At 64.9% G+C, this 14,322-nt stretch carries 13 protein-coding genes; 2 read left to right on the forward strand and 11 right to left on the reverse strand.

Translation table 11 applies throughout. The annotated features are described in order from the left end of the window. Nucleotides 1–44: 44 nt before the first annotated feature. The 6 genes from AC1DYC_RS24685 to AC1DYC_RS24710 are packed head-to-tail and all read right to left on the reverse strand — an operon-like array spanning nucleotide 45 to nucleotide 7,169. The gene (locus tag AC1DYC_RS24685) at nucleotides 45–506 is read right to left on the reverse strand and encodes a MarR family winged helix-turn-helix transcriptional regulator (protein WP_181056613.1); all 462 of its coding nucleotides are present in this window, start codon (nucleotides 504–506) and stop codon (nucleotides 45–47) included. After that, complete coding sequence (locus AC1DYC_RS24690) at nucleotides 503–1,087, reverse strand: amino acid synthesis family protein (protein ID WP_477410392.1); 585 nt, start codon at nucleotides 1,085–1,087, stop codon at nucleotides 503–505. Before AC1DYC_RS24690 ends, AC1DYC_RS24685 begins: the two co-directional genes overlap by 4 nt. Then, on the reverse strand, nucleotides 1,080–1,964 hold the full coding sequence (locus AC1DYC_RS24695) for a UPF0280 family protein (protein WP_477410393.1): 885 nt from the start codon (nucleotides 1,962–1,964) through the stop codon (nucleotides 1,080–1,082). The genes AC1DYC_RS24690 and AC1DYC_RS24695 overlap by 8 nt, the downstream gene beginning before the upstream one ends. Continuing rightward, nucleotides 1,964–3,505, reverse strand: coding sequence for a 6-hydroxynicotinate reductase (locus AC1DYC_RS24700; protein ID WP_477410394.1), 1,542 nt, complete (start codon nucleotides 3,503–3,505; stop codon nucleotides 1,964–1,966). The genes AC1DYC_RS24695 and AC1DYC_RS24700 overlap by 1 nt, the downstream gene beginning before the upstream one ends. Further along, entirely contained in the window at nucleotides 3,502–6,309 is a 2,808-nt protein-coding gene (locus AC1DYC_RS24705; protein WP_477410395.1) for a molybdopterin-dependent oxidoreductase, read from the reverse strand. Before AC1DYC_RS24705 ends, AC1DYC_RS24700 begins: the two co-directional genes overlap by 4 nt. After that, nucleotides 6,306–7,169, reverse strand: coding sequence for an FAD binding domain-containing protein (locus AC1DYC_RS24710; RefSeq protein WP_477410396.1), 864 nt, complete (start codon nucleotides 7,167–7,169; stop codon nucleotides 6,306–6,308). The genes AC1DYC_RS24705 and AC1DYC_RS24710 overlap by 4 nt, the downstream gene beginning before the upstream one ends. 272 nt (nucleotides 7,170–7,441) lie before the next feature. Here AC1DYC_RS24710 and pncA point away from each other — a divergent pair, with 272 nt between their 5' ends. Both pncA and AC1DYC_RS24720 read left to right on the forward strand, forming a co-directional pair. Further along, the gene (gene pncA / locus AC1DYC_RS24715; RefSeq protein ID WP_477410397.1) at nucleotides 7,442–8,056 is read left to right on the forward strand and encodes a bifunctional nicotinamidase/pyrazinamidase; all 615 of its coding nucleotides are present in this window, start codon (nucleotides 7,442–7,444) and stop codon (nucleotides 8,054–8,056) included. Between the two features lie 123 nt (nucleotides 8,057–8,179). After that, nucleotides 8,180–9,505, forward strand: coding sequence for a sodium:proton antiporter (locus AC1DYC_RS24720; RefSeq protein ID WP_477410398.1), 1,326 nt, complete (start codon nucleotides 8,180–8,182; stop codon nucleotides 9,503–9,505). Here AC1DYC_RS24720 and AC1DYC_RS24725 read toward each other — a convergent pair whose 3' ends face one another. The 5 genes from AC1DYC_RS24725 to AC1DYC_RS24745 all read right to left on the reverse strand — a co-directional run bounded on the left by AC1DYC_RS24725 (nucleotide 9,506) and on the right by AC1DYC_RS24745 (nucleotide 14,305). Next, nucleotides 9,506–10,228, reverse strand: a complete 723-nt coding sequence (locus AC1DYC_RS24725) for an ABC transporter ATP-binding protein (protein WP_477410399.1) — start codon at nucleotides 10,226–10,228, stop codon at nucleotides 9,506–9,508. Continuing rightward, nucleotides 10,225–10,950: an ABC transporter ATP-binding protein gene (locus tag AC1DYC_RS24730; protein WP_477410400.1), complete on the reverse strand. Its 726-nt coding sequence runs from the start codon at nucleotides 10,948–10,950 to the stop codon at nucleotides 10,225–10,227. Before AC1DYC_RS24730 ends, AC1DYC_RS24725 begins: the two co-directional genes overlap by 4 nt. Then, nucleotides 10,947–11,909 (reverse strand): branched-chain amino acid ABC transporter permease, encoded by a 963-nt coding sequence (locus AC1DYC_RS24735; protein ID WP_477410401.1) that lies wholly within the window; start codon nucleotides 11,907–11,909, stop codon nucleotides 10,947–10,949. Before AC1DYC_RS24735 ends, AC1DYC_RS24730 begins: the two co-directional genes overlap by 4 nt. Next, complete coding sequence (locus AC1DYC_RS24740; protein WP_477410402.1) at nucleotides 11,906–12,787, reverse strand: branched-chain amino acid ABC transporter permease; 882 nt, start codon at nucleotides 12,785–12,787, stop codon at nucleotides 11,906–11,908. Before AC1DYC_RS24740 ends, AC1DYC_RS24735 begins: the two co-directional genes overlap by 4 nt. Before the next feature lie 213 nt (nucleotides 12,788–13,000). Continuing rightward, a complete protein-coding gene (locus AC1DYC_RS24745; protein WP_477410403.1) occupies nucleotides 13,001–14,305 on the reverse strand; it encodes an ABC transporter substrate-binding protein in 1,305 nt (434 codons plus the stop codon). Nucleotides 14,306–14,322: the final 17 nt, after the last annotated feature.

The following is a 14,322-nucleotide window of genomic DNA, read 5'->3' on the forward strand; positions in this document are numbered from 1 at the left end:
CGCAATTCCCAAGGGAAAGCGCTACGCGCTTTTCCTGGAATTGCTCAGGCCAACTTCGCCAACAGCCTCATAAAGGTCGCCGCCTCCTTGGCCGTCAGCGGCGCCAGCGTTTCCTGGGTTATGGCGCGGGCCAACGGGATCAGCCGCTCGATCGCCTCGCGTCCCTCCGGCGTCAGATTGACCAGCAGTCGGCGCTTGTCGACCTCGTGCTTGGTGAGATCGACCAGGCCGCGTGCTTTCAGCCGGTCGATGACGCCCTTGACCGTCGCCGCATCCATGGCGATCAGCGTGCCCAATTGGTTCTGCGAGGTCTCGCCGACATCGTGCAGCTTGGCGAGCGCTGCAAATTGCGGCGGCGTCAGGTCGCCGATCTGCGAGGCAAAGATCGAGACATGGCGCTGATGCGCCTTGCGCAGGATGAAGCCGACCTGCTCCTGCAGGCGATAATCATTATCGTCAGGCTCTTCGGCCTCGACCAGCTTCAGAAGATTGTCCCCGCCGCTCATCGCAAGCCGTCCCAGGCCTTGATATCGCCGACTGCCAGGCCACCCATGCGGTCATGCACGCGCGGACCGCAGCTCATCGCCAGGCAAAACAGGATTTCGTCGGGGCGCGGCCCGTCGCTGAGGCCGACCTCCATGGCGTCGAAATGGCTGCGGACATAGGCAGCGTTGGTGTGGCCGAGCGGCACGTCGAGCCGCGAGCCGAAGGCGCCTACCTTGGTTGCCGACGGCACGATCGCCTTGGCGTCGCCAAGCCGCTCGCGCATGGCGTAGCCGCCCGGCACATGCCAGAGCGCGCCATGTTCGAGCTCACCCGAAGAGCCGACAATGGTACCCTTGCCGTAGGCGTCGATCTGCTTGATGTCGCCGCCCAATGCGGCAATGAGCTTGTCGGTGAGCAGCAGCCCGAGCGGCTTCAGATCGTCCATGGCGCTCTGCAGTTCTTCAACATAGCGGCCAGCGAACGGGTTCTTCACCAGCGCCACGGCGGCGGCGCGGCGGCGCGGCGCGGCCGGGGCCGGCCCGCCATCGTGAAAGATCTCTTCGGTCAGAACCGCGATCTTGCGGATCGGAAACTCAGGCATGCGCAATTTCCTTCCCTGGACTTTTGTTGGGCGCGGCAAGCGCCATGGAACCACTGATGCGGGCTTCCCCGCCAAGAAACAACGCCGATGCGGCGATCAGGCCGCGCCGGCGAAAATCTTCGGCGACGGCAAGGCCATTGTCCAGCGCCCGCTCCACGTCGCCACGGGCAAGCGTGCCGACGGCTTGTGTCACCAGCCGCGCGCCGAGATCGCTGTCGGGCGCAAGATCCTGTGCCGGAACGCGCTTGATGGCAGGATTGCCGGGCAGGTCGACGGCGTTGGCAATGAGCGTCGCCGCCGCATCGGCCTCGGCGCCGGTGCGCGCCAACACGGTGACGGCGTCGGCGATGCCCAGCGAAAACGAGCGGCCACGCCAGCCGCTGGTGGCGACGCCGCCCACACCGTCTGCTGAGCGAATGGTGATGCAGTCAGCCATACCGTTGCCGGTGCCGGCGATCGCCAGGTTCATCGCCTGGCCATTGCCGATATGAAGCGCGCTGTCGCCGCCATTGTTGACATAGGCGCGGTCGAGCTTGCGGCCGGCAAGCAGCGCGGCGAGCATTTCGTCGGCTACCGATCCTGCAACGGCGGCCATCGGCGTGATGAAGCATTCCGCCAGGGGGATGACGGCTGCTTCCATGCGGCGCGCCGTCGGGCCGGCGAAGCTGCGTGGCGCCAGGAAAAATGCCGGGAGCCGCAATTCGGGAAGCTCCTCGACCAACTCGATCAGGATCGTCTGGAAGCGCGCGACGGCCTGGTCGTAGGCGGCACGACACTCCTCCGCCTCGCCAAAGGCCTCGACGATCAGGTCGATCGGCCCGTGGTTGAGGTGCAGCCGCTTGCCGTCCTGCAGCCAGTTGACTTGCGGGCCTTGCATCACCCGGCCCCGTTCGAGCCGGAGCGGCGCAACTGCGCCAGCGGCGGCCACGGATTCTGGGCCTCGGCGCCGGTGCTGCGGCGGGGATTGAGGTATTCGCCACCCTTGGCGACAATGTCCTCGACACTGCGGATCTCGGCCTCGTAACCGCCCAGCCTGACATAGTCGTCGCGGCGCAGCGTGAACTCGATCGGCGCCACCAGCGCCGGCGTCGGCACATAGCCGAAAGCGCCTTCCGGGACGCGGGTGACGTCGACCATCAGGGTGATGCCGCCGCCCGGCCAGACATAGACCGGCGCGCCGCCGACGGTCACATAGGTCTTCAGGCCTTGCACCGAGCGGGTAAGATTGACCGGGTTTTCGGTGACGCCGGCGCGCAACGAACCGCCGGCGCCGCCGATGAACAGCACGGTGCAGAGCGCCGGCTCGCAATTGTCCTCGATCAGGCCGACCGACTTCTGCAGCCGGTCCGGGAACGGTTTTTCCACCGGCTTCAGCTCGTCGTCGAGTTCGTAATAGGCGAACTGCTCGCCCGTGGTCGACACCATCAGCAGCGACAGGCCTGGGCGAGCGCCTTTCTTGGCGTTCCATTCGCCGAGGATCGACAGCGGGTCTGAAATCGAGGTTCCGCCCCAACCGAGGCCAGGCTCGGAAACCTTGAAGTAACGGCCCGGCGTCGAGCGGCGGCCGATGATTTTGATGCCGGTATCCTGCCAGCCCAGCACCTTGCCGGCCTGATGCTCCGAGACAACGCCAGTGATGTGATCGTCGACCACGACCACCTCGTCGACCAGGCCGCGCCATTGCGTGGCGAACATGCCGATGGTGGCTGAGCCGCAGCCGACCCGCATGCGGTGTTCCTGCTTGCCGTCGATGACAGGCGGTTTGCCGGCTTCGACGATGATGGTGGCGCCGCCGTCGATGGTAAGTTCGACCGGCTTGCGGTTGCACAGATTGAGCATCGCGTCGCAGGTGGCGCGTCCCTCCGACTTGGAGCCGCCGGTCAGATGATGCACACCGCCCAGCGACAGCATCTGCGAGCCGTACTCACCTGTCGTGACATGGCCGATCGCCTCGCCTTGCGAGCGCACGATTGCCGTTTCGGGACCGAGATGGCGATCGGTGTCGATCTTCACCTTGACGCCGCAGTAAGAGAAGATCCCTTCGGTGACGACGGTGACGAGATCGACGCCTTCGACTTCCTGGCTGACGATGAAGGGCGCCGGCTTGTAGTCGGGATAGGTGGTGCCGGCGCCGATTGCGGTGACGAAGCGGCGGCCGGTGTTGACCAGTTCGCCGTCCCATTGCTCGCCTTCGGCCGTGAACGGCACGACAGCGCCGCCGCTCTCGGCGGCATGATCGAGAATGGTCAGCGGGTCCATGCGCACGATGCGGCCGCCCGAATTGCCGTAGCGGTCGCAGGCGCCGGTGCGCCCATCGGCGATGTAGCACATGACCGGACAGGCATCGCAGCGGATCTTTTCCGCCACCAGCTTTTCGCCGGGATCATGGGTTTCGAAGCGTTCGGCAAGCTCGCTCATGCGCGTGCCTCCTTGTCGCGGATCGCGGCGCGGATGCGCGTCGGCGTCGCCGGAACCTTGGTGATGAGAACGCCGGTGGCGTGGCGGATGGCGTTGAGGATCGCGGGAGCGGTCGGGATCAGCACGTGTTCGCCCAGGCCCTTGGCGCCGAACGGTCCCTCCGGATCGGGAACCTCGATCAATATGTGCTTGATCTCAGGCACATCGCCGATGGTCGGGATGAGATAGTCGTGCAGATTCTCGGTGCGGCCGGGGATGTATTCCTCCATCAGCGCCATGCCGATGCCTTGCGCGATGCCGCCTTCGATCTGGCCTTCGACCAGCAGCGGGTTGATCGCCTTGCCGACATCGTGCGCGGCGGTGATCTTGATCAGCTTCACCGTACCCAACTTGAGATCGACCTCGAGTTCGGCGATCTGCGCGCCATAGCCATAGAGCGCGTAGGGCTTGCCCTGGCCCTTGGCATCGAGCGGCAGCGTCGGCGGATCGTAGGTTTCCTCGGCGCGGAAGACGAAACCGTCAGCATCGACATCGAGAGCGGCGAGATCGATGCGGCGGGTCGCTTCACCCTCGCGGATGACGATCGCCGGACCGTCCAATTGCAGGGCCGCGTTCTCCGAGACATTGGCAAAACGCAGGATTTTTTCGCGCAAGGCGCGCCCGGACTTCTCGGCCGCCTTGCCGGTTACAAAAGTCTGGCGCGAGGCCGATGTTTTGCCGGCGTCGGGGCTGATCGCCGTATCGGCGCTCTTCAGCTTGAATTTTTCCAGCGGCAGGCCGAGGGCGTCTGCGCAGATCTGGGTGATGACGGTGTTGGAGCCTTGGCCGATATCTACGGCGCCCTGATGCAGGATGACCTCGCCTAGGGGTGAGATACCGACCCTGATGGTCGATGGATTGGGCAGCGAAGTGTTGCCGCAGCCATACCAGCAGGACGCCACACCGACGCCGCGCTTTTTGCTCGTATTGGAGGAATTGAATGTATCTGCGTCGGCCGTCGCGCGCGCCCAATGGGGCCGCAAGGCGTCGAGGCATTCGAAAATACCGACGCCCGACTCCAGCCTCTGCCCGGTAACCGTTTCGGATCCGTTCCGAAGGCAGTTTTTCAAGCGAAAATCGAGCCGGTCCATGCCGAGCTTGCCGGCGAGCTCATCATAGAGCGTTTCCTGCATGATCGTCGCCTGCGGCACGCCAAAGCCGCGGAAGGCGCCGGAGATCGGCCCATGGGTGTGAATGGCGCGGCCTTCGGCGCGGTAGTTCGGCGTCGCATAAGGGCCGGAAGCATGCACGGGTACGCGGTTGGCGACGGTCGGGCCCCAGCTGGCATAGGCGCCGGTGTTGAAATCGCCGGTGAAGACCATGCCCATGACATGGCCGTCGGCGTCGGCACCGATGGTCGCCCTCATCTCGGAGGGATGGCGCTTGGTGGTCGACATCATGGATTCGTTGCGGGTGTAGGCGAGCGCTGCCGGCCGTCCCGTCTTCAGCGCCACGAGGCCAATCAGCGGCTGCAGCGAGACATCCAGCTTGGAACCGAAGCCTCCTCCGGTCGCGGTCGGCACGATGCGAACCTTGTCGACGGCAAGGCCGAGCACCTTGGCCGTGTCGTCGCGGTCCATGTAAGGCGCCTGCGTGCAGGCGACGACGACCAGCGTATCGCCATCCATATAGGCATGGCCGGCTTCCGGCTCGATATAGGCGTGCTCGACATAGGAGGTGTCGATGGCACCGGACGCAGTGACTGCCGAGCCCGCAAGCGCCGCCTCGGGGTCGCCGCGCTCGACAAAACCCTTGGTCAAAAGATTGTCCGGGCGGTTCGCATGGATCAGCGCCGCACCATCGGCCTGCGCATCGCCAGGCAGCAGAAAATGCGGCAGCTCGGTCCAGCGGACCGGGAAATCCGACAAGTCGAGATCGAGCATCGCCTCGCGCTCGCCGGCGACCAGCGCCACGGCCTCGCCGCGCAGCCGGGCAAAGCCTTCGGCCAGTGCCGGCTGGTCGGCAAACGGACCGATGACGCCGAAACAGTTCTTTCCCGGAATGTCGGCGGCGGTGAAGACACCGGCGATGCCGGGATGCGTCTTCACCCAGCTGTCGAGATCACCGAAAGCAAAGCCGGCGTGATAGTGCGGCGAGCGCACCACCAGCACCGCCAGCGCATCGGCCGGGAAGGAATCGCCGCCGAACTTTTCGCCGCCGGTTACCTTTGGCACGCCATCGAGCCGGACAGGGGAGGCGCCGATCGCATGGCCCGATTGCGGCAGGCGGAAATCGAGGCTGGCCGCCTGCAAGGAAGCATCCATCACCGCCGCGATGATCTTTCTGTAGCCGGTGCAGCGGCAAAGGATGCCGCCCAGCGCATCCTGCACCTCGACCTCGGTCGGATTGGGGTTGCTGTCGAGCAACGCCGTCGCCGCGACCAGCAGCGCCGGCGTGCAGATACCGCATTGCGCCGCGCCATGCGCCAGGAACGACGCCTGCAGCGCCGACAGGCGGCCATTGGCAAGGCCTTCAACGGTCGTCACCGATGTCCCGGCTGCCGAGGCCGCCGGCATCAGGCAGGCGCAGACGGCGTCGCCGTCGACCAGCACCGTGCAGACGCCGCAATCGCCGGCGTCGCAGCCGACCTTGGTGCCGGTCAGCTGCAATTCGTCACGCAACACCTGCGACAGCCGGCGCAGCGGCGGCACATTGACCGAGACGGCGGCGCCATTGACTGCGAAAGCGATATCCGAACGCTCGACGCCGAAGCCGGACACGAGGTCTGGCAGAGCTTCAATCACCTCGGACCGGACCTGGCTCATGCCGCCACCATGCTGTTGTCGTTCGTCAGCCCGCAGGCTCCCAGCACGGCGCGGGCGACAAGCTCGCGCGCCGCATCGAGCCGGTATTCGGCGCTGCCGCGCACATCGGCGATCGGCGACAGCTCGGTCATCGGCGCCGACAGGACCGCGTCGGCAAGTGCCGGGCCGGCAGGCTTGCCGCGCAGCGCGGCTTCGACATCGGCTAGCCGCCTGGCGACAGCCGAGCATGAGCCGACGGAGACGGCCGCTTCTCTGACCGTGCCGTTTTCGACAACGAGGCGGGCTGCGACCATTGCGATGGAAATGACGAGATAGCGCCGCGCACCAAGTTTCACGAAAGCCGACGTGCCGGAGGCCGCGCGCTTAGGGATGCGGATGGCGGTGACCATTTCGCCGAGCAGCAGCGCGGTGCGGCGGTTGCCGAGAATGAAATCCGGCAAGGGCAGATAACGTGTTGCGGCCACTGAGCGCAGTTCGACCTCGGCGTCCAGCACCAGCAGGCCAGGCACGCCATCGGCGGCAGGCGAGGCGTTGCAAAGATTGCCGGCGATGGAGGCGACATTCTGGATCTGCAGGGAGCCGACCTCGCGCGCAGCCTGCTTCAGCGCATCGAACGCCGCCGGCAAGGGATGGCGGACGAGATCTGTCCAGGTGGTGCGGGCGCCGATCACCCAGTGGGTTTCGGTCTCGGCGATGCCGCGCAGGCAAGCCAGGCCATTGATGTCGAGAACATTGTCGCGGAACGGCTTGGCGCCTTGCGCCGGATAGAAGTCGGTGCCGCCGGCAAGCACGCGCCAGGCGCCCTCGCCGAGCAAAGCGAGCGCCTCGTCCAGCGTGGTGGGTTTCGCGTAACGGATCACGCCCTACCTTCCAAAGAAATCGGCCTTCCCAAAAAGTGGGGTCTTCCCGAAACCCCCGCCAGTGTTCAATCTGGCCAAATTCATTCGTATGCAAATGATATCAAGCTGGCAGGAATTGTCAAAGCCGGAGTTTGCGGGAAGCTGGTCGCCACGGATTTGTTACGTGCCCAGAGGTTGACGCAGGCCGCCATCTGGTCAAGTTTCTGCATCCGGTCGCATCCGCGGCGTTTTTCACTCGATCCCCGCTCGAGACGAAGAAGAGGAGAGGCGCCATGGCCGACGAAGCGCTTGTTGTCATCGACCTGCAGAACGACTTCTGCCCAGGCGGCGCGCTGGCGGTGGCCGGCGGCGACGAGATCGTGCCGCTGGTCAACGATCTGATCCGGCACGCCGGGCATGTCGTGCTGACGCAGGACTGGCACCCGGCCGGACATTCGAGCTTTGCCTCCAGCCATCCGGGGGCACAGCCTTTCAGCGCCATCGAAATGCCCTATGGACCGCAGACCCTGTGGCCCGACCATTGCATCCAGGGCAGCCTTGGTTCGGACTTTCACTCCGGCCTTGCCTGGACCAAGGCCGAGCTGGTGATCCGCAAGGGATTTCGCCCTGCGATCGACAGCTACTCCGCCTTCTTCGAAAACGACCAGAAGACGTCGACCGGGCTCGCCGGCTACCTCAAGGAGCGCGGTATCGACACTGTGACCCTGGTCGGCCTGGCGACCGATTTCTGTGTCGCCTTCTCGGCGCTCGACGCGGTCAAGCAAGGCTTCAAGACGACGGTGCGGCTCGACGCCTGCCGCGGCATCGACCTCAACGGTTCGGTCGAGGCGATGCTGAAGCGGATGCGCGACGCCGGGGTGAGGCTCGAAGACCCGACTGCGGACTGAGCCGTGAGGTTTGGAGGGAGCTGTACACAGTCAGGGGCGATTCTCGCGGCAGGTGTTGTCTGCTCCGTCCTGTCCCCGCAACTGGCCTTTGCAGCCGACAGCAGCGAATTACCTGGTGCTGCGATGTCCCTGTGGTGGGGGCTGCCGTTTGCCGGGCTGCTGCTGTCGATCGCCACCGGACCGCTGCTGTTCCACCATGTCTGGGAGCATCACTACGGCAAGATCGCCGCCGCCTGGGCAGCACTTGTGGTGGTGCCGCTGGCGATCGCCTTCGGCATGTCTTTGGCGAGCGAGGCCGTGCTGCACACGCTGATCACCGAATATATGTCGTTCATCATCCTTTTGTTCGCGCTCTACACGATTTCGGGCGGCATCCTGCTTGCCGGCAACATCCACGGCACGCCACTGGTCAATGCCGGGCTGCTGCTTGTCGGCGCGATGCTGGCCTCGGTGATCGGCACCACCGGCGCCTCGATGATCCTCATCCGGCCGGTGCTGCGCGCCAATGACAACCGGCCGTTCAACGCCCATGTCGTCATCTTTTTCATTTTCCTCGTCTCCAACATCGGCGGCTCGCTGACACCGCTCGGCGACCCGCCATTGTTCGTCGGCTTCCTGCGTGGCGTCGACTTCTTCTGGACGACGGCAAACCTCTGGCGCGAGACGCTGTTCACCGGCGGCCTGGTGCTGATTGTCTTCCTGGCCATCGACATCGTGCTGCATCGCCGCGAAGGCGGCGCGCCGAAAATCAAGGACTCGACGCCGGATACGAAGGTGCGAATTCGCGGCCTCGCCAATCTGCCGCTGCTGGCCGGCGTCATCGGCGCGATCCTGCTGTCGGCGGCGTGGAAGCCTGGCGTGAGTTTCTCCATCCTCGGCGTCAGCCTCGAACTGCAGAACCTGGTGCGTGACGCCATCATCCTGGTGCTCGCCGGGCTGTCGCTTGTCGTCTCCTACAAAAGCCATCGCGAGGCCAACGGCTTCACCTGGGGGCCGATCACGGAGGTGGCAAAACTGTTTGCCGGCATCTTCGTCTGCATCGTACCGGTCATCGCCATCCTGCGCGCCGGCCATGATGGCGCGCTGGCGCCTTTGGTCGCACTGGTGACCTCGCCCACCGGCCAGCCCAACGACCTCGCCTATTTCTGGCTGACCGGCGCACTGTCGTCCTTCCTCGACAACGCCCCGACCTATCTGGTTTTCTTCGAACTCGCCGGTGGCGATGCAAAGCATCTGATGACCGAGGCAGCCACGACGCTTGCGGCGATCTCGGCTGGCGCGGTGTTCATGGGCGCCAACACCTATATCGGCAATGCGCCCAACTTCATGGTCTACGCCATCGCCCGGCATCGCGGCGTGAAAATGCCGGGCTTCTTCGGCTATATGGCGTGGTCGGGGCTGGTGCTGGTGCCGACGTTTTTGATTGCCGGCTTTCTGTTTTTCGGCTGATCAGCCCACGCCGACGTAGCGCCGGACCGCCGATGGATCAGCGCGCAGTTGCTCGACATCGACCGTCTCGCGGTTGCGGCCGTTTTCGATGAATGAGACGCGGTCGGCGACCGACAGCACGGCATCGACGCGCTGTTCGACCAGAATGGTCGAGACGCCGAGCTCACGCAGCTTCACCACCGTCTCGCGGATCTTGGCGATCATCGACGGCATCAGGCCTTCGGTCGGTTCGTCGAGCAACAGCACCTGCGGCTCCAGGCAGAGCGCGCGGGCCATGGCCAGCATCTGCTGTTCGCCGCCGGACAAAGTGCCGGAGCGCTGCCGGAGCCGCTGGCGCAGCAGCGGGAAAAGGTCGAGGACATTTTCCCGCACGGCCTTGCCCTTGCCGCGCGCCATCAGGCCGATCTCGATGTTTTCCGCCACCGTCATCTCGGCGAACAGCCGCCTGCCTTGCGGCACATAGGCGACGCCGGCCTTCGGCACCTCATGTGCCGGCAGGCCGGTGAGTTCCGTGCCGGCGAGCCGAATCGAACCGGCGCTGGCCGGAACCAGCCCCATGATCGCCTTCAGCGTTGTCGTCTTGCCGGCGCCGTTACGGCCGAACAGGCACAGCACCTCGCCCTTGTTGAGCACAAGGTCGAGCCCGTAAAGCACCTGGACCTCGCCGTAGAAGCAGTCGAGCCCGGAGATGGTCAGCGCCTCGGTCATTGGGACTTCGGTCATGGCGCCGTCCCCAGATAGGCTTCCTGCACCTGGGTGTTGGCGCGGACCTGTTCGGGCGTACCTTCGGCGAGAATTTTCCCGGCGTTGAAGACGGTGATGCGGTCGGCCAGCTGCATGACGACCGGCATGTTGTGCTCGATCAACAGCACGGTGGCGCTTTTGGCGATCTCGCGCACCAGCTCGATGAAATTGTCGATCTCGCTGTCGGCCAAGCCTTGCGTCGGCTCGTCGAGGATCAACAGCCGCGGCTTCAGCGCCAGGCCCATTGCCACTTCGAGCAGGCGCTGGTGACCATAGGAGAGCTGACCGGCCGGCATATCGGCGCGGTCGGCAAGGCCGGTGCGCTCAAGCGCGGCCTTGACCCCCGTGCGCACGGCGCCTTTCGAGCGGCCGTCGGTCAGCGTGCGCTGCACCGGCAGCGCGACATTGTCGTAGGCGGACAAATTGGCAAAGACGCTGGTGATCTGAAAAGTGTAGGCGATGCCCCGGCGCACCCTGAGATAGGCCGGCTGGCTGGTGATGTCGGCGCCGTCGAAGACGATCATGCCCGAGGATGGCTGGATGCGGCCGCTGATCAGGCTGACAAAGGTGGTTTTCCCCGCGCCATTGGGGCCGATGACGGCGCGGATCTCGCCCGGCATCAGCTGAAAGTCGACACCGTCAACGGCGCGAAGGCCGCCGAAATTGCGCGCCAGGGCTTTTGTGGTCAGCAGCGGCATCATGGCAGCCACCCGAGCCAGCGCTGACGGATGGTGCCCAGAATGCCCTTCGGGAAGAACAGCACCAGGAGGATGAGCGCGATGCCGACGATCAAGAGATAGGCGGAGGTGTAGCCGCTGGCGACGTCGATGACATAGTACATGAACACCGTGCCGATCAGTGCGCCGAGCGTCGTGGCGGCGCCACCGAGCAGCACCCAGAGCAGCGGCAGGATGGAATACTGCACCGAGGCAAAGCTCGAGCCGACATAGCCGAACAACAGCGCATATGCCGCACCCGATGCCGCGCAGATGGTGCCGGAGACGACGACGGCGATGAGCTTGTTCGAAAAGGTGTCATAGCCGAGCATTTTCGTGCGCTCCTCGTTTTCGCGCACGGCGACTAGCACGCGGCCATAGCGGGAACGGACGATGGCGAGCGTAATGAGCAGCACCGCCGCGAACAGCGTCAGCGCGCTCATGTAGCGCACGGTCGGGTTGGTGAGGTCGAGCGACGTCGCGCCGAAGCTCAGAACGCGCGCCGGCTGCGGCACGACCAGGCCCTGGTCGCCGCCGGTCCAGGCAGCGAAATAAAGGATGACGAGATAGAAGACCTGCGCGAACATCATGGTGACGATCATGAAGGCCACACCCGTGGTGCGCAGCGCCAAGAGGCCGATCACCAGCGCCAGCAGCGCGCCGCAGGCGATGCCGGCGAGGAAAGCCAGCGGCACGTTCCAGCCGAGATGGATGACCGACAGGCCTGCGCCATAGAGGCCGGCGGCGAAGAACATGGCGTGGCCAAGGCTGAGCAGGCCGACATAGCCGAACAACATGTTGTAACCCATGGCGAACACCGCCAGCACCATGATGCGGGCGAGCAGGCCGTGATGGTATTCCGGCAGGACGAAGCTCAGCGCGAAGAGCAGCGCAATGACGCCGAGATGCAAGGCATAGGCTTTTGCCGGCGAAGCTTCGCTCATCGCGACGCCTGCCCGAACAGGCCCTGTGGGCGGAACACCAGCACCATGGCGACCAGCAGCGTGGCGATGATCTTGGCCAAAGTCGGCGAGAAGAACACCGAGATGATACCGTCGGAGAGGCCGATCAGAACAGCGGCGACGACGGTGCCGCGCAGCGAGCCGAGACCGCCGATGATGACGACGATGAAGGAAAGCAGCAGCGGGTCCTGCCCCATCAGATAATGCGCCTGGCTGATCGGCACGATCAGCACGGCGGCAATGGCCGCCAGCATGGCGCCGAGGGCGAAGACGCCGGCATAGACGCGGTCGACCGGAATGCCGAAGGCCTGCGCGGTCTCGCTGTCATATTGGGTGGCGCGCATGATGAGGCCGATTTTCGTGCGCGTCAGCACCAGCCATGTGGCGACGAGCAGGAGCGCAGAGGCGGCGATGATCGACAGCTTGTAGCCGGAATAGCCGAACCAGGGTAGCAGAATGCGGTAGCTGAAGGGCGGTTCCACCGGCCGCGCCTCCGGGCCGTAGAAGCTCAGCGCCAGCTGCTGGATGATGTAGAGCATGCCGATGGTGGCGACGATGGTGGCTTCCGGATTGTAATTGAGCCGGCGCAGCACCAATCGCTCGGCGACCAGCGCGATGGCGCCGACGATCAGCGGCGCAATCACCAATGCCGCGAGAAACCCGAGCGTGGGATGGCCGGGGATGGCTGTCGAGATCGCCCAGGCCAGCACCGCGCCGAGCATAAAGAACTCGCCATGGGCAACGTTGACGACGCGCATGACGCCGAACACCAGCGACAGCCCCAGTGCGGTCAGCGCCAGCACGGCTGAGGTTACGAGGCCTTCGAGGGCGGCGAGGAGGAGATGGGGTCCGAAGTGCATGGGTTAGGCACCGGCGGGCGCGCGAGGCGCCCCCCTCTGCCCTGCCGGGCATCTCCCCCTCAAGGGGGGAGATTGGATTTCACGATGGGCTTCGCCAACTACCGACGGCGGTAGAAAGGCGCCTGCGCACAAACTGCCAATCTCCCCCCTTGAGGGGGAGATGTCCGGCAGGACAGAGGCGGGTGGCTTGGTGCTCACGCTCGCTGGAGCAACTTAGAGCGCCTGCGTCGTGTAATCCCCTTCGGCCTCGTAAAGCCCGTCCTCGATCTTGGTCTTGTGGACGACATTCAGCTTGCCGCCTTCGACCTTCGAAATGTTCTGGATACCAAAACACTGGTGGATCTTGCCGTTGAAGGTCTTTGGCCCCTGCGGATGCTCCGGCCCTTCGGCGAATTCGGTCAGTGCCTCGGTCGCCTCGACCAGTTTGGCGCGATCTTCCGGACCCTTGTAGCCGGCGTCTTCCATCGCCTTCTTGACGACATAGAGCGTTTCCCAGCAACCGAACATGTGCGAGGCCGTGGAGACGTCCTTGGAGTCGCCGACGGCAGCGCCATTGTCGTCGATGCCGACGGCGGCGCGGTAGGCTTTTTGCGCGGCCGAGTCATTGGCCTGGGCATAGCGCGGCGAGCCTTCCCAGAAATGGCTGCCGTCCAGGAACTCGAGGCCGGGGCTGTTGATGTCGGTGGCTTCGAGCGAATCCATGAAGCCGAACAGCTGCGGCCGGTTCGAGCCGTAGAACTCGCCGAGCTCCTTGACGAAGGTAAGCACAGCCGGGCCGACCATGACGTGGTAGATCACCTCGGTTTCGGCCGGGATCTGCGGGAAATATTTGGTGAAGGAGGATTCCGTCGGCGGGATGGCGATCTGGGCGATGACCTCGGCGCCTTGCGCCTTCAGCGCCGGCGGCAGGTAGTCGCGATGGTCGTAGCCGAAGGCGAAATCGGGGAAGATCTGCGTCACCTTCTTGCCGGCATTGGCGGCGATCCACGGCGCCATCGACTGGATCTGGCTCTTCACATCGGTGATGCCGGGCTGGAAGACGTAGCGGTTGAGCTTGGTAGAGGCGACGTGGTGGCCTTCGCTGACGACGAAATAGGGAATCTTGTTTTCGCCGGCGGCCGGCGCCGAGCCGATCACGACATGCGAGAACAAAGTGCCGAAGACGATGTCGGTCTTGTGCTGGGTGGCGAACTTGCCGACCACTTCGGCGCCACGGCCGGGATCGGTGCCGTCATCCTCGATGACCAGTTCGACCGGGCGGCCATTGATGCCGCCGGCATCGTTGATCGCCTTGACCGCGGCCGCGCTGGTCTTTTCGTACCAGCGGCCATAGGCGGCGCCGATGCCGGTTCGGTGCGACTGGAAGCCGATCTTGATCGGTGCGGAGCTTTGCGCCTGCGAGTAGCGGACAAAGCCCGGCGCGAGCGCCAGGCCGGCTCCCGCGGCGAGACCTTTCAGCGCCGTGCGGCGGGAGAGCGTGGATTTGGAGAGATCGAAAAACCCATTCTTGTCAGTCACGGCAGTTCCCCTGTTTT

The organism is Mesorhizobium sp. P2_E7, from assembly GCF_056403855.1.